Consider the following 22,810-nt stretch of genomic DNA (forward strand, 5'->3'; position numbering starts at 1 on the left):
TATCTATCTACTAAATGAATACATAGTCTATACCTTTATTACCGGCATCTGTAGACTTTTTCATACGTAAGACGTTCGTAATCTCAATATCGTCCCTAGCAATAAAACTACCATCTACTCGAACAGATGTATCACCAGTTACGTTTTTAAATACGAAATCATCACCAGATGAACCATCAGAAACAAATTCTAAAGCTGTTGTTCCTCTAATAGAGAAGCTTTTCATTTTGATCGTATTGTTTTTATAATCAATTCCGAAATCGTTAGCTCCAAAATCGAGTTTTTGATTGGTGATATCTACCGTTAAAAAGTTACCGAAAGTCGTTTTTGTATTTAATTCTACTACTGACTCACCTAGAACCACTTTCTGGATCTTAGAATCATCAGTAAGGATAATTTTCGCATCTCCTTTTGTTGCAGTATCTCTGATTGAGATATTCCCTACGACTACTTCACCAGAGAAAGTTCCTGTGAAGTATCCTTTAGTCGCTTCTAAAGTACCATCTGAGAAAACTTTAAATGGAGCAGTAGATTTATTTGGACCTGCCCAGAATCTTAAATCCTTACCAGTTCCGCCAATATTACTTAATAGACCACCAGTAACGACGAAAGTATCCGTTGGTGCGTTATAATACCCCAATTCAATGTCTCCACGGAATGTAGCAGCATTGAATTCAGCAGAACCATCAGCATCGATCTTCCAACCTTTTTTCTGTCTTTCGTATCCAATAGATTGAGAGGTACCAGATGTAGATAGGTTACCGTTCGTGTCGATACGGAAAGTCTGTTGACCTGAATCATTGTATACTTGAACATCTCTAAAGTTTGCGTATTTTGCTTGAATTGTTCCTGTCTTAATATAGTTACCATCGATAACTGTGACTCCAGTTGTGTCATCTTTGGTAAATAGGTTCGACATGAAATTCTTTTCATCTGATAATGGTCTGTAGTTTCCATCCATATCTAGATAAAGTGGATTTGCTGGATCATAACCTGGTTGATCAGAGTTACTAATCTTATTTCCTTTTGAATCAAGTGCCCATCCAGAAGCAAAATCAGAGAAGGTAACTTTACCTTTTAAGTTGATGTATTTACTTACTGCATCAATCGCTCCTGGTGTGATAGACATAGAAGAAGCAATATCAAGTGCTTTAATATCTCCATTTGGAGTTACTACTTTTCCGATCAACCCATCAGCATCTTCACCAGCAGGAGTCCAACCTGTTGTCTTGTCTCCCTCTTCTAATTTAATACCAGTGAACCAGTAAGTACCTAATGTTCCTCCACCAGTTTTACCAAACTCTACTCGTGCTGTGCTAGTTTTAGCAGGGAACGTCAAGAATAACTTAGCCCATTGGTTTTTACCAACATGTTCTGATTTCATCGATACAGAAGGATAACCTACACCGTCATATATCTGTAGAACTGGTTGTCCTGATGCTGATTTAGCATAACAAGAAACGGTGTAAGTTTGACCAGTAACAACGGGCACACTTTGGCTAAGGCCTTGGTTGTTTGCTGTCGTTGTTAATTTAACTGCTTTATCAAAACCAGGCAAGTCAGTAATATCCTCGATTTGTCTTACAGAAGGAGACCCCCAGTTATTCCAGTTTGTTGCATCTGCAGTAGCGAAGCGAGAGTTTAAAAGAATGTTGCGACCACCAGCATTTTTTGACGGGTCATATCCTGGAGCAAACATTGAGCTACTATTAATAGAAACCTTACCGTTAACAGTTACTTCCCCTGTATCGGTAATCTCTAATGTAACAGTACCGCTATTGTTCGTTACTCTTAAGCGTCTTGCATCCACGGATTCTGCTTTTACAGAATTCGTTTTAAGTTTTCCACCATCAATAACAGTTACTCCGTTTTCAATAGTAGTGATTTCATAAGCATCTATTTCTTGCTGAGTAGGCTCTCTGAAAACAAGTCGGTCAAAGATTAAATTCTTAATTTTGTTTGTAGTTGAACCTACATAGTTAGCAAGTAAAAAACCCCCCATAGCTGAATAACCAGATAGGTTGTCTGTTGGTCTTTTCATAACTGCTCGAACTGTATACCATTTACCTAGAGTTGGAGTAGGTACCACATCTGATAGGTGAATTGATGCCCTAGAAGGACTCATACTATTCCAATCTAACAAGACACATGCTCCTGTTATTGATCCACTTACTAACATAAAGTCTAACTCAACCACATAATACTTGTTGTTTGGAAGGTTAGGAATGAAGAAACCTGTTGTAATTTGTGCCCCTATCTGTGCAGTATCTGATGGAACATCAAATCTCATTGCACTTCCAGTTCTTGTTAGAGTTGTTTCTTTTGAAACTGATGAACCACTCCACGAACCAAGCCCAGCAGGGAATGCTTGAGTCCAGTTAGAGAATGTTGAATTTACAACTACCTGACCTTGCTTCAGTGCGTTATTTGCATTGTTTGCTGCATCCTGAGCTTTTTTATCTGTATCTGCAATAGCTTTATCGATATCTGCTGGAGCTAACTCCCAAGATGTAGCAATGTTACCCTCTTCGATTTTTAATGAGTTAACACGAATCCACGCATAACCATTAGAACCTGTTAACTCTCGTGTTGTGCTACCGCCAATTAAGATGTACGCATTGTCGTCGTCACGGTCAGCTGTAAACGTTAGTTTAACACTATAATAGTTTGTTAAACTTCCTTCAGCAATTGGTGCGAATTTTGGGAAGTTGGTTGTTTTAATATCAGCTAAACGACGGTTACCACCAGCTACTGTATACATTAAGTACATGTAATCCAATATGTCACCCAGTTCGCTTGTGGCTACGTTCATAGAAAGTGTGTACTCTCGTCCGCTTTTAACAGCAAACTTTCTCCCATCACTTGTCATCCCGACTTTAGTACCTAAGGGAACTGGTAGTTGTGTTTGTCCGGTTCTAGTTTCCATAAATAACGATTTTCCTGTCGGTAATTGTGGTTGCGCGTAATGACCAATAGTTCCAATGCTCCCCCAACGATTCCAACCTGAAGCATCTTTGAAGTCTGTTCCAGTCAGCATTTGAGTACCGCCGACTTTCATATCGTCATATCTTTTATTTGCTGCATCGATTAAATCATTAATGTCTTGAGTAGCTAAGCTCCAGTCTGTTACTTTATTTCCTCTTTCTAATTGGAATCCAGTAACAAATCCTGCAGTCGCTACTGATGATGAGTCTGCTCCAGCATAAACACTTAATGTACTTTCTTTTGCAACGAATGTATGAACTACACGAACCCATTTCCCCACTTCTGGTTGAGCCTTTGTATACGTCCATTTCACATTCGAGTTTCCTTCTTGCATCTTAATAGCACCAGTTTTAGTTAATTTAAACCAAGCTGAAAGTGTGTAAGTTTCTCCTACAGTAACCTTAACACTGTCTAATGCAAGACCATATTCACCATTCACGGCTGACTCAAATTGAAAACCAGTTCCAAACCCTGCTAAATCAACATCTACACCTACTGTTTTTGTTCCGCCAGAAGTACCAAAAGCTCTCCATTTACCCATTGTTTTAAATAAAGAGTTTGGAATTATATTGTTTCCACCAACTTGTATATCTGTGATCATATCTAAAACATCAAGAGTCGATGGAGACCAGTTAACAATTCTGTTCGCCTCAGAAAACATAACATTTTTAACCCAGTACTTATTAGTAGCTGTTAATTGAGCACCATAGATAAAGGCTTTGAAATAAGCTGCTGAAGTTATAGTAGGTTTTGTCTTGAAGAGTATCGAGATTCGTGTCCAAGTGTTTGCCTTAGCAATGGTATCACTAGAAATCAATGAACTTCTTTCTATTGCATTGTTGTTTCCGCCTGTATCAAAGAACCAAAAGTGCATTGGGGTTGTGCTAGCTATTGCTGTATCTTCACTAAACATAATTTCTGTAGTGTATACATACTCTGTTCCTCCCTTAATTACAGGGACATTTACTGTATTATTAGAAAGGATAGAACCGACTGCTTCTAATACAGAGAAGCCATCCTTTTGAACAATGTTTAGAGATGTACCACCATTCAATGCCCAACCATTTAGATTTCTGAAATCTCCAGAATTTCTAAATAAGTTATTACCACTGTTGAGTTGTCCGAGAATTGTATTTTCAATATCTTCCGGAGCAGGAGACCAGTCCATTGGCTTATTTCCTTTGTATAGGGCAACCCAATCTACAGTGGATAGTGTGGTATTTTGAGGGTAGTTATATAAACTTAGTTTTCTTTCATTACCAGTTGTTGTAGCTATTGCTTTGAAAGTTACATAAGTTACTCCATTCACATATGTTGTTGTGGCTTCCCCTACTTTATTTGAACCACCATTTTGCCATATACCAAATTTTTGTCCTGCAGGAACAGTTCCTTTGATAACAAAAGTGTACTCTTGTCCAGTAATCCAATCCTCGGACAAACTATACATCTTAATAAGGTAATCTGTTGTTGAGAAGTCCATATTGGATTCTAATAATAGGTTCTTACCACCTACAGAAAGCTTATCAAGGTTATCCTGTACCTTAGCAATTGAATCATCAATGTCAGCTTGGGATAAAGAGAAGTCAGTTGCTACACTACCTAGCTCCCCTTTTACGTTTCTGATTTTAAATGTAAGAGGAGCACCAGTGTTATTAATCACTCCAATATTAGATTGGTCGTATAACTCTGTAGTTGAATTATCTTTGTTTTTATAAGAGAACCAACATTTAGTCCATGTATTCGCTTTTATATTTCTACCAGAATTCTTTCTTAGCGCTACATCGTCGTTATCATTCGTGCCAGATGATGTACCAATTGGGAAGTTATTTGTATCATTACTCCATGTTACATCCACAGGTGAATACACGTCGAAACTAACTGTGTACCAACTCCCAATAGGGATAACAGAAAACTTGTCAGTGATTCGCACACCTGCTCCCCATGATCCACCAGCACCATCATTAATCGTAAGAGTCCATGTATTTGTAGGATCATCAAATGATGAAGATACTGCATTGATAGGAACTACTTGTTTTTTTCTAACGATGTTCTGTCCACCGACTTTTAAATTGTCGATTTTGTTATTAGCATTATTTGCTGAGTTATTAATTGCATCGTTAATTGCTTTTTTAATCTTTTCAGACTCAGCAAAATAAGAGTTTATCTTTGTTCTAAATGCATCTCTCGCAGATGCTGAAGCGAATGTATAAGTGGTTATCATAGTAGCTAATACTTCGGCTGCTATTTTCGGAGTAACGCCATCTAGATTTGTATAAGATGTCGTGTAAGTAGAGGTAGCAACGCCAAGAGAAGTTGCTTGTGCTAACACTTGTGTATATTCTGCTTTAATAGCTTCCCACTCTCGGCTTAGTTGTGCTTTTTCCACTGGAGTAACCTTTAAGTCACTTGTTAATTCATCAATACCCGCCTTACCTTTTGCAGCATTATCTTTGATTGTGGCTGCATCAGTTCCAGCAATTGTAGAATCAGAACTAATAACTAAACCATGAGCATAAATTTTACCATCTAGGTTTGTATAGAACATTTTGTTCCATGTACCTGCATTATTCTTTTCAATAGAAATACCTTCAGTTGCATTCAGAATTGTTCTGAAAAGATTATCACCTCTTAAAACAACGATACCTTTATCAGTATTGATAGTGACACCATTGTAGTCTTCTCCTGGTCTAATGCTGTTTGCTAGATATGTAGATGTTGCTACTGCTAATCTTGAAAGTTTTTCATAGTAAGCATCCCATTTAGCCGTCCATGTAACAGGATCAATTGTTGTATCCCCTGTTAACCAAGGTTTTGGAGTTAATGACTCTAAATATGTTTTCAAATCACTGTAGGCCGTTTCAAAAGCTGTATAATCCGCATGAGTTACCGGAATACCCGAAGCTCTTGCCTCTGCTCTCGCTAAATAAACTTGACCACCTTTTGCAGTATCAATTGTTGCAAGAGTAGGAAGAGTTTGTCCAGATAGAACATCACCTGTGATTTCCATTAGCATTAATTTAATGTTTGCCTTTTCGCCTGAAGAAATGATACCGTCACTTCCTGCTTTATCAGCAAAATCTTTTAGTTTTTCTACGTCTTGATAAAATGATGGATCTAATGAGGAAATAGATAATGATTGCTCAACCCAATTAGTTCCGTCCCAACTATTTAATGTATTAGGGTCTTTAGTTGTGTCAATCCAAAGTGCTCCTAATGAAGGGTCAGCGGGCGGTACATCTGATACAATTGCATCGTTAATATCAACAAGTGATATGTGCCCAGTTGCTAATACTTCCATATTGTTCCCTTCTTTCTGATTTATGTTTTATTAAAAAAAGTAATAGACTACTTTGTTTTACCCAATCAAAGTAATCTATTACATCTTAGAATCGCAACACCTAATTGCTAATAATCTGGCAAAGGAATGTTGCTCTTTGTTTTAAATCCTGTCTGGTAATTGGTACTTCTTTTAAACCTGCATGTGATTGATTCCAAGGAATATCCTCATTACCATCTTTATCTACTCTTCTCCATAGAAACTGATTGTTTTGTAACTGGCTTGTTACGTCGGAAGATCCTTTATACACTTGAGCCTTTAATGTCGTTGAAACAACACCTTGTTTAAAGAACATTCCATTTGTACTTATTATTTCTACACGATAAGGAGTTCGTTTTTCTATTTCTTGAAGAAGTTCACCGGGGCTATACCCTGGTTCAAACTGTGTATCTGGTCCGATCTGAACCATACCAGCTTTAATCTTTCCAGTAGTTATTTGTTCCGCATGTAATTCCCCTGTGTAAAAACCATCTTCAGTCATGAATGAACCGTCACCAGTCCACTCAGTTACGATATTTCCTTTTTGAAGCATTGGTCTACAGAAATAAGAATCCCCGTTTTTAGGATGATAGATTCGTAAACGAACTCTTGTCGTTCCTGCAGGAGCAGTTTCTGTAACACTAATACGTTGCCATATATCATTTCCTGTTAGTATAGATGTGGTGGTTTTTGATATGATACGAGCGGAGTCATTGTGGTATTCGATTTCAACTCTAGGATGACCGCCATCATAACCGGAGAGGTTTTTTGTGAGGACATATACAGAAGCAGAGTAGTTTTCTCCTGCACTTGCGGGAACAAACTTGGAATACGCACTTGAATTTTGTAGAGGTTTTCCAGTGGTAAACAAATGAAGACTATTTGTTGTATTTAAACGAACAATTTCACTCACTTCATATGTACTAAAAGTTGAGTCAAGAGTCCAATCTATTGTCCCTTTTCTAAGTGTTGCATTCGATACTAAGTTTCTACTCGTCATCTGGATAGAACCAGCAGTTACTTTGTTAGCACTTAATGTTTTGATATGGGCATCTGTGATACTAGCTTGTGCGATTTCAGCCTCACCAATAGCACCTTTTCCAATAACCCCACTACCCGCAACAATAGAGTTTGTTTGTAAGTGATTAGCATTAACAGATTTCGCCGCTAACTCTCTTGCGGTAATAGATTCAGCCACCAGCTTATCAGCAGTTACTGTATTGACTGCAATGTGTTTCCCACCATCGACTGCGCCTTCTTGGATTTTTGGATTTGTAATAGCACCATCCGTAATACCTTCTGAGTAAACACCCTTTTCATCGTACAGAACAGTTACCCCATCAGCACCACGAACGCGTAATCCATACAGGGATCCATCGGCATTAACATCACCAATAGACACACGCTCAACAGGTGTTTTTTGATTATCAAAAACTTGTAATCTATTACCTGTAATTCTTAAATGACCATTTGTTCCTTGTAGGGTAACTTGTCCAGTATCAATAGTACCTGCAACAATTTTATTCGCTACTAAGCTAACAATCTTTGCATCTGTGATACTACCATCTGCGATTTGAGCAGAGTCAACTGTACCTTCACCAATAATAGCTCCATCAATAAAAGCATGTTCGATACTGGCATTAATCGCTTCAATTACAGAAGCTTGTAATCTATCGAAGTTCGCACTTCCTGCTGAGATTTCTAAGGCCTCAATTAGCCCTGCTGAAATGTTTTCAGCTTTTAAAGCACCAATCTGAGCGGCATCGATTTTAGCTTGTCCTGCATAAAGGTTAATAGCCTCAACAACCATTCCTTTAATATGACTTGCAGTTAAGGTACCAATCTTTGCAGAGTCAATTACAGCAGTTTCAATTGAGGCATTAATTGCTTCAATCACACTTGCTTTGATATGTTCGGCGTCAAGTTGACTAATCTTTGCAGAATCAATTACAGCTTCTCCTGCATACAAGTTTACAGCTTCAATAACTGCCCCTTTAATATGCTCTGCTGATAATTCACCAATAACAGCATTATCGATCAAAGCTGAACCAACAGAAATGTTTGAAGCGTAAATATTGATTGCATCGATAACATTGGCTGCGATATGTTCTGCAGATAGTTCGCCAATAACAGCAGTATTGATTTTGGCTGTACCAATATAAGCATTAATCGCTTCAATGATGTTTGTTTTAATATGGTCGATATTAAGTATCCCAGACTTAATAGATCCTGCATCAATATAGTCAATAACTCCTCCATGCAAGAAGTCATTACCAGCCATTTCATCATAGCCACCAGGACCATTCTTGGCTACAGCTGCAGGAGAGTTATTGATTGCCCTAATAACTGTATCCTTGATTGAATCTGGAGTTGCTCCACTTCCAGTCAATCCATCAATTTTCGAATAATGAATTAGATGATTATTGTCATTAATTGCATCGACAAGAGTTTCAATACCTTCAGAACCATAAATAGCACTAGCAAAATCAATTGCTTTACCAGGGATTTGTTTATCTTGCCATGTATAGATTGATGGGTTTAACCCTACTCCTTTTATGTAACATTCGTTTTTTACTTTATCGAACACAATGCTTCCCTTAGAAAAAGAACGAGATGTAGCAGTTGTTTCTTCTACATAAACTGGATTCTGAGTCTTCCATTTCCCTAGCTCAAAACCATGAAGATATCTTTCTACCTTCTCATTTAAAGCGTATCGACTCTGAGGAGCGAGACTATATCCATCTAAGTTATACAGTGTAGATAACATTTTTCCATATAAATAAAGCTTATTGTTATCATTACTTGCATCTGCTGTATCTTCAACGAAGATCTGAATTCCTCTTTCTTTTTGGGCTTTGTTTAAATTGAAAACAACGGAAGGAATTACGATAGGATTGTTTTTAGCACCATTTAAAACGAAAACATCTTGCGCTAGGTAGATGTCCTCTTTTGATGTTTTAAGGTCTGCTTGTTGAGGGTTATTTTTATGAGGTTTATTAAATAACGTGGTTTCTATTTCACCTGTAATAACAGCTGACATTCCTTTTGCATGAATGTATTGAAGAATTTGGTTTTGTTGCGATCTGTTCCATCCATTTTCAAATCCAAAATTAGATAGTAAGATTCCATGAAAACCTTTAGATTCGAACCATGTTATATCAGCTTCAATGTTATTTAAAACAACATTAGGGTAATTGATAATACCATATAGCAGCGTTCCGCTCTTCTTAACTTCATCTACAAAGAAATTAAAGTTAGTAGATTCTTCTTTATTAATCATGACATGAGGAATGTAACTAAAAGCATTGATTCGTTTTTCGATAGAATCATATGTGTTAATAGATGCACCTCTATAACCAACGAATAACGGGCTACCAAAATCAGATATGGCTGCCTTATCTACTTTTTTATTAAGTTCACCTGAGACTGTGTTTCCTAGCTCTTTAAAGTTAATGACGCGTTCTATCTGTTCAATAGATTCCTGCAGTTCATTAACATCTTCAGACATGACGTAATCACCATTAGGATCTCCATCATACTCTGCATCCTTTTTACGGACAAACTCAGAAAAAGGCACAGGGAAAATCAATTCCTTTTCCATACATTCACCTACTTTGTCTTTAATATGTTTCTTTTATAACCATTACAAAATACTTTTGCTATAAAAAACGGGACGGAATTATCCGCCCCATTGGTTAATAGTTACTTCCTATTTTCGGTTGTTTTTCTATGATGCCGTTTCGCCCATCGCACTTCACCCATTTGCGTAAGTTTTGGTCATAGATTTCAACTTCAAAATGAGTAAGATTCGGATCATCAACATAACTCCACTGTAAGTGGGTTGTATCAGTCTCCTTGTCGTAGTACTGGAACACTCCTAATGGATAATTCACACCAATCACTCCCATTCAATAATGCAGTACGTTCCATAAGCAACGTGCTTGTCGATAACTTCTTTTACATATTCTTCAGATAAGCTGCCACCGTATTCAGTAAGAATAGACTTTGGTAGTGCGACAATTAAGACACCATTTCGGTAAAATGCTTTTCCATCCCAGTTGCCAATGTCCCAATAACGTTGTCTTCCTTGCACTCTCTCATCGATCGTTTTAGTTGATAGCGATTCAGAGATACCACCACCGCGAGTACGTGCATCCATAACAACTACATCTTTAACACTTGTATGCTCTCTGACTTGAACTTTGGCAAGTAGCAAGTACATAGGGTTCGACTGTTGAATATTTCTCCACTCTTCTCTACTGAAGCAGTGACGAATTGAGTTTCCATTTTCAGAATCCGGAACGATGTAAATGTGGATGAGTTTATTAAGAAGCTTTGAAGATGGAACTTTCTTATACTCTACCTTTTGAACACCATTTACATAAGTTGTCATCGGAAGAGTTGAGTAATGTCCAACTGATGGATTGAGGTCTAAATGAAGAAATGTCCGAAGAGTTTCACTGTAGAAGCCTTTGTATTCGTAGAAGTTATCAAAATAAGAATACTTAGCAAATAAATCATCTTTAAATGAAATGTTTTCTTTTAAGAAGAAGATTCCATTTTGGATATCATAATCATTTGCTGATAGCTCTTGGTTTTCGAAATAGCCATAATCTGCATATACAGGACCAACTGGTTCAAATTTAAAGACTACTTTCCCTTTTTCATAATCGATTCGATAATTTGTAGCAGGAATTGTATTAGCTGATGTCGCTTTGCCTTTAGTAGTTTTTAGAACTGGTACCGGTTGGATTAACCAGTTTTCTTTCGAACCATACATGATTACTTCTTTCGTAACTGGATCAACACGTTTGTTTTCTAATAAATCATCGGACATTTTTGTGTTTTTGTAGATTCTCTTATACAAGCGGAAATTACGGTACTCGTAAGTAGCGTATACTTTACCTGTTATATTTTTACCTGGGAAGAAAATAGTGCCTTCATCATGGTTAATCTCGAATGGGTATTCTTCGAAGATCTCCACCATGTTTCCGTTATTTGCAGCATCGATAAAAATATGAACCTTGTCATTACGAATCCAGTCTTTTTGTTTAGCTCGGAATAATGTTCCGGCTGAATTCGCTAAGCCCTCAACTAAAAGTTGTTCTTTTTCTACAAAGCCTTGGCTTACGAACAGATTGTTGTGAGGTACTTTCACTGTTGAAGGAGTCATGTATTCCATTTCATTTTCTACTGTCATGATTCCAATAGAAGGATTAAAGATTTGAGAAGCGTATTCGTTAACCTGATACTTCTCTTTTTTCATAACTCGCTCTTTGTACTGGTTCATTACATCAGGATTTTTACTAACATGTAATTCTGACCACTCTTTATATCCAAGATCATCTTTAATGAATTGTCCGTTATGAATTCTTAAATACCAGTTTTCTTTAGCATCCTTTGTCTGGGGAAGTTCACTGTAGATACGGCGGTCATCAATTAACTTCAATCCAAAGTTCCTTTTAGAAGCTCTTATTGTTTCAAAACCAGTTTCAGCATGAAGAACAAAGCTTGGTTTATCTGTTGCCCAGAAAATATCTTTATGGCCAATAACAAGATCTCCACTATAGAACCATTCCATGCCTGTTTTACGGTCAAATAGTTTTAGGTTAACTAAGTTGTTTTCTTCTAAACTCTCTGAACCAAGTGCAATCTTGTAGAAGATTTTGTTCTTGTCGTACCATTCTTTCCCACTCGGCACTGGAGGAAGTAGCGTATGTAAGTATCCTAAATTCTTTAAGCCTTCTGTTTTACGAATTGATTTAGAATAAGAAACTGGTGGCCCATACATTCGTTCATAACGACCATATTCTAGTCCTGTTCCTGCATCTACACCGAAAGAAATCCATTGATGGATAAATGGCATAATCGTATATGTGAATGGAACTTCTGGTGTTGCCCTAGTGATATCTGCATTTCCAAATCCTTCTGCTTCAATATCAATCGTTGTAGCATTTGGTTTAATACTGAATGCATAGAGAGCCTTTTCTCCTTCATTCTGTGCAACACCTCTAACCGCTCCAATTGTATCTAATGTGACATCATCAAAACTTGCTTTACCGAATCCATTACCATCTACAAAGCCTATGCGAATCTTAATATTTTGAGGTTTATCGATATGGAAGATCGTTTCGAGTTTAACCCAATCTTTCTTCCCTGTAATAGAAATTGAAGAAGAGATTTTTTCACCCTGTAAATTATAGATACCGATTTTCACACCATCCGTTGTAATTCCTCGCACCTGATCAATGGTTGCCCACACAGTCGCTTTATAATCATCAATAGATACATAGATGTCTTCACTTTCCCAAAAGGCTTGAGCACCCGTTGTTCCATTTGAAGAGTCTAAGGATACCTGACGAACACCAAATAAACTTTTTGTAGAATCGTGTGTGAAAGTTACGGTTTGACCAGCTAACTTCTTTGTATTCCATGAAGGTATTGCATTTACTGTATCTGCTGTCCAAGATGTAACAGGTTGTCCACCTGCATCCACCTGACCGCTTTCAAATCCACTGTTGTTAATAGGAATGGACTTATCACCATCTACAGCATGTTCATACACTCCTGTAGCATTATAGAACCAAGGTTTGCAATAGATTTTCACATACTCTTTACAATTCTTATAAAGGATTTTTTTAGCTACAATTTGGTTTGCGTTGTAATCACTTCTGTCATTAATATAAACATCCGTGTTATTTACTTTGTATTCCTGAGCAAATAAATTATCTCGATGATACACAAAGTCATTTCTCCAAGGAGTAAACACCCATTGTTCTTCTGAATGGTAAAGGATTGAGTTTAAAACAAGGTTTACACTCTCTTTCTGATTATGGTAAAAAGCTCTAAATATTCCACAGTTAGAAACAAGAACAGTACCTTTATCAAACAATGTCTTCTTAATAATAGAAGGCCCACCATTTAAGTGTTTTACGATTGTATCCCATTGCGTACTCACTTCATCTTGTCCAAATAAGATAGCAGGAGAAATATCCGCATAACCTAAAGCCCCAACGTTTTGAATCGGTAACAAACGGCTAATATATGGAGAGTCTTTTTTAATTTCTTTAACTCCAAATTCATTGCTGCTTGACGAGAACCCAATATCAGAAATGAATGTATTCCCTTTGCTCGTTTTGAAATCAAGAATATTGATTCCGCTACCAGCATTATCTACCCAGATCGTACCGCCATTCTTTAAGTAATGCTCAAACTTGTCTTTAAACATAGACAAGTCAGCCTTACCGTAACCAGTTATAACAAGCAAATCATAATCCTCATAATGATGGTCTGGCATATCAAGATTAACTGCCCAATATCGAACATCTTTTTTCAAGAGATCGACTGCTGTTGGATGTGGGTTTTGTAATTCTACGTACTTCGGAAGAGACAGGTGTTCATTAATCGCCTTACCAATTGAGGATAGGTTTTCAACATTCACTACCGATTGAACAAAACTAAAACCAATGTTCATCTTGCCTGGGTTTGTTTCACTTAGTTTTGTTTTTAATTTAGCTTCGACGCGATGTTTAAACAATTGAGGTGTACGTGTTTGATAATTAGCAATCATAACGTCAGATGTTGCGTAGAAAGAAAAATCATTCCCCTTCTCTTCAATTGCGTATACTTTCAAGTGTTTGTATTTGTCTGGATCGGATTCCATATCAGTAACAATGTCTTCAAACTCATCCATTGTTACTTGTTTGAAAAATGGATATGCATTAAGAACTTCTTCTTTTAATTCACTCTGTTTAATGTCACTTCTGTAGTTAGGGTACACTACTTTGTATGTAACATCTTTGTTGTTACGGAAATTTGTAAATACAACAATACGGTATATGAAATTATCTTCACGAATTAATTGAACCTTGTACATATCATCCTCTTGTAATGGTCCACCGTTTGCTTCAATACGAATACTATTCCCTACATAAACTAGGTCATTTCTTTTATCTAGTACAACCTCTTCTAGAGGTATAGCTTCTTGTTCAGTTTCAGAAGAAAAGCCACCCAGATAAGGAATAACCTGAGCAGTTCTTGCATCGAAACGTCCTTTTAACTCCATCTCATAAAATACTGGTTTTGGAGTATCTTGACGGTTCTTTCGAATAGTAAATTCATCTGTTACATAGACTGCATCAGTAGGAAAAATAGCTTGTCCGGATTCTGTTTCTAATAAGAATTTATTGTTTGGATAAACCATGTAATCTTTCTCTATGAAATTAGATAATCCGTTTTCTTTAATTTGAGAAGAAACATCTTCTAATAAGATGTTCTCCTCGGGTGATACAGATTTTGATTGTACATACGCAAGGTTTGTACTATTCTTAGGAACCTTATTACCAATACGAATAGCATACCCGCGGTTTCTTTGACCACTACGAACAAGGTCTTTATGAGGTTGCAGCTGCATGGTTTGTATCCTCCCATTCTTTCAACTTGTTTAAGATAACAGTCAGTCCATTATCTTTTTGATTTGTTTCTAAGACTAAAATCTCGTCCATCGTAACGCGACCATCTTGATTAAAATCTAAGATAGAGAAAAGCACTTCATCTTCATATCTTTCTACTCCCTCATACATAAGGAGGTAGTTAATGATCTTTGTTTTTGCAGTTAACAAGTTCTTCTCTCTCTGAGTTAATTGAACCTTATCTGGTTTTGATACAGGGCTTAATAATATCTTGTAACAAACGCCGATATTATTATCTTTGTCTGTGATCCAAATATAATCTTCTACAATCTCACCTGCGCGTTTTGCTTGGATATATGGAGCATGGTATTGATATAGATATTGCCCTGAACGTTTTTGCGCTTCAACTGCATCTCTTGATACATGTCTAGAAACAAATCCTTTAGAAGCAACAATCTCTAAGTTAGAGTGAGACAAGAAGTTTCCTTGATAATCAAGTGGCTCGATAATAAGTGTTGAGAAACTCGCTCCATCTGCATGTAATCGATCTGGCGTAGCTGTAATTCTAAAGCTATCTGTCTTATTTATTGTGTTTGTAATATATAAGAACCCTTCATGATTTTGGTTTTGAATTGGATTCATATCAATCATTGTGGCTAGCTTCTTTGGCTCACCATAACGATTTCCTTCTTGATATACAATTCTTTTTCCACCATCGTGTTTAGCAAAATCAATTCGGTACCCATCAACAGCCTTGATATTGTAATCAATTGTATAGGTATCATTTACCTGGTACGTTGCATAAAGCGTTTTGTTTTTTAATACTGCTTTTCTGTTTGTGTGAATAGAGAAATAGAATCTCTTACCATCTATTCGATAAGGTTCTCCTATTTTTTCTCCATCCTCTGTACGGATAGCGATGTCCCTAAATTGTTCATCAAGGTTATTGTACGCAACTTCAACAAAGTCACTTTTACCGTCATACCGGAATGGTTCTTGATTCCATGTTTGATATGCTCCTGTTTCATGATCAAAGAACGATACTTTTTGTAACGTATCTCCATTTTCTTTTTGAACTAGGATAGGTGAATGATCAATTGGAGCTACGGGAATTTCAGACCATGTAACATTCTGGCCACTAATTCCACCATCGAATAAAGACTGCATAACTGCAAAAGGTAGCTGCGTTTTAATGTTAGAAGTAGCTGGTAATTTGTTATTAAATAATGCCCATTCTTCTAAAACAACTTCTTCCTGAATAGGTGTTTCTTCATTTGCGAAAATCAATTCTTGAGGAGTTGTAAGTAGAAGTCCTGTATTTAAAGCTTTCGCATTTTCACCATTAATAGTTAATTCAATACCTTCATCATTCCAACTACAAAGCAATTCATATGACGTACTTCCTTCAAGTGTTTTAGGGATAGTAATTGAACTTGCACCAACGGTATAGGATAAATTAGTTCCACGTACTGCAAGAGATAGTTCATTTGTATCTGAACGGAAAAGGGTTTGATCTCTATCGATACGGTTTTTTGTAGTTAGTTTTAAATAGATACTCCCTGCTTTTTTATCAAATAAGTTCTTTACTGGGAATTTTAATGATGACCCCTTACGAACTACTGAACTAGTAATATTAGAATTCGGAATGTATGGAGTAGGATCTACACGGTCTTCTAATTGGTGTTTTCCCACGATAAGAATTCCATTTGTTTGGAATAGTAGAGTAATTGTTTGTGGGGTTGCTACATTGAAAGTTTGAGAGATGTAGGACAACTCTCCTTTTGATATAGGAATTTGTTTTAACACTGTCTCCCCAGACTTGATTAAACACTCACCATTCCCTTGAGCATTGAATGAAAGTGTATGGTCTTTTGCAAGTAGAGAGATAGATTGAGAGAACATCGCTTTCTTAGTTGTAGAGCCTAAGAGTTTTATATACTCATGGTCTTCTATTTTAATTGTTTTTACCTCTATTCCTCCACCGTTTGCATTACTTGTCCATGCAGTAGATTGAGGTTCTTGTATTTCACAAGAGTAAAAGATTTCTCCTGCTTCTCCATATACACGAACTTGACCATTAACAAATAAAGCAGACTCAAATTTAAAAACTGTTTTATTGTTTAAGGTAACTGTAAAATGAGATCCGTTCGAAGAGATTGTTAGGGTGTTAGAATCTAAGATATTATCCTTTACATCTACGACTCCATAAATCTTTTCAGAATCTTTTACGATTCCGCCTATATGCAACTTGTATTCTTTATCTAGAGAAGCAAACAAAAAGTTTCCATCACTTAAATATTTAGGGATTAATACTACTTTTTCCGTTGGCTTAGCAAACGAGAATACTACTTTACTATCTTCATAGAGTTCATTTGAAATAGAAACATATCCCTCACTTTGGAACACAATAGCATTTGGGATTGTAGCATGTTTAATAATTGTTCCCGGATTAGTGAACATTTCTGCACCACCTTTTTATTGATTTCTTTTGACAATCTAACCTTTATTTCTTATTAATGTCCATAAGAAAAGGAGAGGAATCTATCCTCTCCCTAACTACTCTAGAATGATGTGGCATTAAAGACCTTAGCCTTTTTCCAATCATCGTTCTCAAATACAGAATCTTTAACAATGTTACTACTAGTAGGTAATAACATTGCTCCTATTCCAGTTGGCCCATTTACATATTCGATACCATCAGCTGTTGGTAACTCTTTTTCAGTAAGTACCGTTTTTAATGGTTCTGAATATAGGTAGTGCTCTTGTTCTTTTAGGTAGTAGTACCCCTTCTGAATTTCAGGATGCCAATTCTTACTTGGATCTTTTCCATTCAGAGTTCCTACTAAGAACTTCTTGCCATCGATATCTTGAACACTTGTTTCTACCCACAAGTCATTATCCTCAATAATGTATCCGATATTCTTGTAGATACTATCATATCTTTCGAAAGATTGAGGAGTAGGAAGTTCCAGTTTAAAGTCTTCTGTTGGTGTACAAACCCCATCAAATACTTTTACTTCAGGTGAACGCCATACAATGTCTGTTCCCATTTTTTCAAAGTAAGTTGTATCTAAATGAACTTTTACGCTGTCTACTTCACGACGCTTATAAACAACAACGTATTCCTCTCCTGCTGCAGGCTCTAGTACTCCTGCTTGAGATGGAGACCAATCAATGTAGTTGCTCTTTAATTTGAAGTCACCTGTTTTTAAAGTGTCGTTCCAGATGTGATATGTTACACTTCCAGTCTTTTTCTTACAAGAAACAATCTCAATAACATCACTTAAAGGAAGGGGGTCCATTCCATTAGCATCTGCACCTCTGACCATTTCAGCTGTAAGAAGTTCAGAAGTTCTATATGTAACTTCAAGAGGAAGGTGTTTTCCATTCCAATCAATAGGAACAAAGGACTCATCAATTCTAACTCCATTTTTCTTATGAACAGAATCTTCAATAATAGAAATCTCATAAGGCATCGCATTTTCGAACTCGGCTTCAGGAGCTAGTGCAGGAAGAATGATATTTGGAGGAATGATGATTATACTTCCTACTTTTAATTCTTCAATTGAATCATTAGCTACCTTCAGATCTTGTACGTGAATATCGTACTTAGTAGCAATGCTTTCCCAAGTATCACCCTCTATTACTACATATTCACGATTGAAATCTGCAAGAGTTGAAAGGTTGAATTGTGTACGAACAAATTCACCGCGGATATCATTCGCATTAATTACACCAGTATAAATTTTTTCTTCTGATGCCCAATCTACATACCCTTTTGGAGGAGTGTTTGGAACCTTAATACTTATTGGTTCACTTGAGAAGTCTGTAACGTTTACACCATGATCTTTGTCATAGACTGAGTTATGACTAGATTTTTGCGTATAAACCGTACCGTTCTTAAACAATAGAGAAACCTCATTGTTTTTAGATATGTTTGGCATCGTGATAAGTTGGTCCTTCACTAATGTTCCATCCTCATTCAGAAGAATATCCTTATTGGTAGCTTTAATTGCAGTTACCGTTGTGTTATACATTTCAGCTACATCATTCAATGTTTGCCCATTAACAACCTTATGTAATTCGTTTGGCCATCCATTTTGAATGTAATAACGATATTTAAGATTAGATAGTAAGAATGGTGTGAATGTAGAATCCAGTTCTCTTTCGTAAGGTCTTAAGTATTGAACCTTCCCTGCACCATATTGGTAATGCATAAGAACTCCTGTTTTTCCTCCAAACTCCAATTTCCTTTGAATAGCTTTTGCGATTACTTCATCGGATGCAGATGTAGATTTGCCCGTTCTAGATCCTTTACTTTCTTCTGATTTGAGGTAAATCATTACATCAGAAGGTCTTCTTGTTTGGTCTGTAAGCTCATACTTTTGTTGAGCAGAAGTAATTTGTTGCTGATTAAACGGAATTTGATTTGAGGTGCTTGGGTACTTAAACGGATAATCACTAATCTTTTGAAGTGATTTTCTTCCTGTACTTAAACCATCTACTGCAGAAACATCTTTGTTGATTACATTGACTACTTCTTTGTATAAGATGTTTTGGTAAATATCTATAAGGTCAACTACCGGTGTTCCTCTTACTGAAGAACGTGTCATTTCTACAGTTAGGAAATATGGTTGAGGAGAAAACTTCATTGCTCGATCTTTTACATTCATCGGATTATCAATTACCTGAAGAAGATTTCGAGGGTCTTTTTGATTTGTTCTTGTTTTAGAGAAGACATACGATATCTTGGTATTACTCGTATCTTTTGGAGGAAACGCTTGTGTGTCCCAATTTAAAAGTGCTGTTGTCTTACTAAAGTCAAATTTAGTTCCTTCATTGATTGGGCCTAATGTCACACTATGATTTGTTACTCCGCGCTTTAATCGAAGACGTTTTGTATTTTGGCGATAAGGTGCTGTTATCGGGCCCCAGAATATATTGTCTCGACTAGAAGAAGAACGAATATTCATTTCAGTACCAGTTGGCTGCTTTTGAACAAAACGTATCTTACTTGCATACTTGAATGTCTTACCAACACTTGTTGCTACTTGCGTCATATCGATTTTAACAGTGTAATCACCATTTTGATCATACAACCCACTATCTTCTGAACGTAATTCAACCTTATCAATAATTGGAGAAGTAGCATTATCCGAAGATAGTAAAATTATTTTTCCTTGAACATAACGAACGTTTTGATATAATGTTGTGCTCTGTCCTGTACATAAATAATCCTGTCCTTGAATAAATGTTTTCGTTAAAGTAATCGGCTCCCATTGCGACCATGTAGTTTTATTAGCAGAGGTACGAATTTCAATATTGAAATCACTTGTTCTTAATTTACCTCCAACAATGATTGCATCTGCTGTCGTATCAAGTGCTTTGATAACTACTTTATAATCACCAAAACCGTAAGAATCAAAAACGATTTTATCTACTTTATTTGGATTTGTTAGGGATAATGTATTGATTGACTTTGTTTGTTTCTCTACCCATTGGTATGTTTCTGATACTAATTCTTCTTTGTACAACTTCGCTTCGATGTTCTGAGTACCCACGTTTTGAAGTCGTACATGAACTTCCAAATTGTCACCTGTAGCCAAGAATTCCACTGGTGTATTAGCAGTTCTTGTTTTAATATCAGTCCCCGATACTGTCCATTTGGTTGCATCGGTTCTTGTAAATTCTCTGCTTGTTGCTGCGTAAAAAGTAGAAGGTAATTGTGCTTGGATTTTTGCATCAATATGATAGCTAAAAGGTTCTTGAGCATCAAATTCTTCTGTTAGATAATCTCCATAAAATGCTTTTAGTCGTCCATATAATGAACTAGAATAAAAGTTTCTTTGGTACTGTGCCAATCTGTGTCACCACCTTAAAAAAATAAGGGGGAGATTGCTCTCTCCCTATCGATATTTAACGTAAAATTGGAACGTGTAAGCATCAAAACGCATGTAAGAGTATGGGCCATACTCCGCCTCAGGATGATAGAATGCAATTCCTTTAATCCATCCGTCACGTAATCCCTCACCAAACGATTTATTAAGAGAGATCCAGTGAGACTCTCCTCGGTTGAAATCTATTCTTTCTATCTTTTGATGATTAAATAGATATGGTCCATCTTTTGCTGAAGGGAGGTCCCATTTACCTCCATAGTTGTGAGCCCACACATGAAGAAAACGACCATCATTCTTATACCCATGTCCGGTATTTCTTCTGCGAATATAAAACTGAACATCTAAGATTTCTTTCCCCTGTAATTTTTGTCTCCAGTCATTATGATCAAGGAAGAATAAACATTTGTTGTTACCCCATCTTGTTCCCTTTTTAACATCAAGGCCGTCCTGATTTTTGGCTTCAAGCTCTATCCATTCTCCATGAAATACTTCTCGATCATCGTACTCGTTGCGCCATTCAGATGGATTTCTTATAATTCTGCCATTCTGCATTAAAATGACATAATTTGTACGCCATGTTCTGCTTCCTGCACCCTTTTGGTACTTCTCAATAATTGGTCTTGGTTGTGTTTTACCACTAACAGTAGCCCAAGGTGATGCGCCCGCTCGGTTTACAGCTCTTACTTTTTGAACATATGTTGTATCTGGATTTAACCATACATGAGGTGAGTCCAAAGTGTTTGTTCTTTGTATAGATGGGTTTGGCCACCACGTAGGTAAATATTCATAATACTCAGCGGTAGGAACAGCATCCCAAATGAAATTCAGTTCATGTTGTGAAGACCACGCCATACGAGGTTTTGGAGCTGCGGGAGGTTTTAGTGGATCAATTTTTATATAATCCAAGATCCAAAACCAATCGCTTACATTCCCATTTATATCAAATACACGAACAGCATAATGATAAACACCATCTACATTGCCTGTTACATTATGAACATAAGCTGTATTTGGACCGTTGTAAATGTCGTAGTAATACTGGGTTATCCACTGATTTGATAAATCGTATTGTTGAACACGTAGGTTATAACTTGCTACACCAAGGGGAACATTGTCCACTTTGTAGGGTTTGTAGTAAGGCACTGACTGTTCTTTTCTTTTGTCTACTGCAGAAACTCGTAAAACATAACGCGTTTCTTTTGAGGAAGAAAGATGTACAAAATTAATATGATCCATTGGAATATTGATTTTTCTTCCAAATGATTCTACATCTTCTACTCGATAAAATAATGTATGAGTACAAGTCTTGTCAGTGAAACCAACCTCTAGCTCAACCTTGTAATACGAAACATCTTCTGATAGCTCATTTAAAAAGTTAACCGTACATGTACCTGGTTTAAGATCTGAGGGCTGCCAATTAACATCAACAGATAAGTCCTCTTTACCATTGTTGTACGCCCTTCCACTTTTTACATAAAGCTTTTCAAAGCCACCAAATGTTAAGTACACATTACTTGGTTCTTTTGGTGGGATTCTAATAAGACGGTCAAAGATTGTATATATCTTGTGAATATCTTGAGCACCTAGACCATCTTCAATAAGTCTTTGAATTTCATCTCGATATGTATCTTCTTTTTTTGCAATTAACCACAGGATACTTTCGAGGTTTTCAAAATCGGTACGGCTAGGAACCGTTTCACGAGTAAATAAAGCCAAAGCTTTTTCTAACGCATCATTTTCTTCTATAGAATCTACTACGTAATCATCTACTACTGAGGCAGCGTTTTCTCTAATTTCCTCAAAGTATTTACGAGTCCCGATGTACTCATATGCTTCTGGTCCATCTGGCCATACAAGTCCATCCTGTAAAAATACAGGTCCAAATTTAAATCTTTTTCTTCCACTATAAGCAGTAGAGTCGTTAGCAGCTGTTACTTTTACTTCCCATTCATAAGTTTGCTCTAGGTCAAGAACACCCTGATGAGAAGTTATATCTACTTGAGTATCTGTTCCTGAATGGAAGGTAACAAGGGCTGTGTTAGAGCCCGTTTTATATACCTTTACTTCTGCATCTTTCTGATAATCATTAGAGTTTTCTTTAATGAATGTCCATGAAAAAATGAGTGAGGAAGGAACGTCTGGAGAAACGATGGAGTTAAAATTAGGAGATAACCCTTCTGGTCGTTTTGCCATTTATATAA

The 22,810-nt window shown here is 36.7% G+C and carries 7 protein-coding genes; all 7 read right to left on the minus strand.

Annotation, left to right across the window (positions count from 1 at the left end; translation table 11 throughout):
- Positions 1 to 10: 10 nt before the first annotated feature.
- Positions 11 to 6,283 (minus strand): carbohydrate binding domain-containing protein, encoded by a 6,273-nt coding sequence (locus ASE54_RS29140; protein ID WP_000453380.1) that lies wholly within the window; start codon positions 6,281 to 6,283, stop codon positions 11 to 13.
- A gap of 100 nt (positions 6,284 to 6,383) precedes the next feature.
- Positions 6,384 to 9,878: a hypothetical protein gene (locus ASE54_RS29145; RefSeq protein ID WP_226790177.1), complete on the minus strand. Its 3,495-nt coding sequence runs from the start codon at positions 9,876 to 9,878 to the stop codon at positions 6,384 to 6,386.
- Positions 9,879 to 9,996: 118 nt separating this feature from the next.
- Positions 9,997 to 10,194, minus strand: a complete 198-nt coding sequence (locus ASE54_RS29150) for a hypothetical protein (RefSeq protein ID WP_001108869.1) — start codon at positions 10,192 to 10,194, stop codon at positions 9,997 to 9,999.
- Positions 10,195 to 10,199: 5 nt separating this feature from the next.
- Positions 10,200 to 14,714 (minus strand): hypothetical protein, encoded by a 4,515-nt coding sequence (locus ASE54_RS29155; protein WP_001176908.1) that lies wholly within the window; start codon positions 14,712 to 14,714, stop codon positions 10,200 to 10,202.
- Positions 14,695 to 17,172, minus strand: a complete 2,478-nt coding sequence (locus ASE54_RS29160) for a hypothetical protein (protein WP_000494916.1) — start codon at positions 17,170 to 17,172, stop codon at positions 14,695 to 14,697. The genes ASE54_RS29155 and ASE54_RS29160 overlap by 20 nt, the downstream gene beginning before the upstream one ends.
- A gap of 101 nt (positions 17,173 to 17,273) precedes the next feature.
- Positions 17,274 to 20,573 carry a LysM domain-containing protein gene (locus ASE54_RS29165; protein ID WP_000090033.1) on the minus strand — a complete coding sequence of 1,100 codons (3,300 nt, stop codon included), beginning with the start codon at positions 20,571 to 20,573 and terminating at the stop codon, positions 17,274 to 17,276.
- A 45-nt stretch (positions 20,574 to 20,618) separates the two neighbouring features.
- Positions 20,619 to 22,802: a hypothetical protein gene (locus ASE54_RS29170; protein WP_001129305.1), complete on the minus strand. Its 2,184-nt coding sequence runs from the start codon at positions 22,800 to 22,802 to the stop codon at positions 20,619 to 20,621.
- Positions 22,803 to 22,810: the final 8 nt, after the last annotated feature.

This window comes from Bacillus sp. Root131 (assembly GCF_001429475.1).
Lineage (GTDB): Bacteria > Bacillota > Bacilli > Bacillales > Bacillaceae_G > Bacillus_A > Bacillus_A thuringiensis_S.

Bases quoted from the DNA above. Each gene is read 5' to 3' on its own strand.
- ASE54_RS29170 (WP_001129305.1), bottom strand. From the start codon at position 22,802: ATGGCAAAACGACCAGAAGGGTTATCTCCTAATTTTAACTCCATCGTT.
- ASE54_RS29160 (WP_000494916.1), bottom strand. From the start codon at position 17,172: ATGTTCACTAATCCGGGAACAATTATTAAACATGCTACAATCCCAAAT.
- ASE54_RS29140 (WP_000453380.1), bottom strand. From the start codon at position 6,283: ATGGAAGTATTAGCAACTGGGCACATATCACTTGTTGATATTAACGAT.
- ASE54_RS29155 (WP_001176908.1), bottom strand. From the start codon at position 14,714: ATGCAGCTGCAACCTCATAAAGACCTTGTTCGTAGTGGTCAAAGAAAC.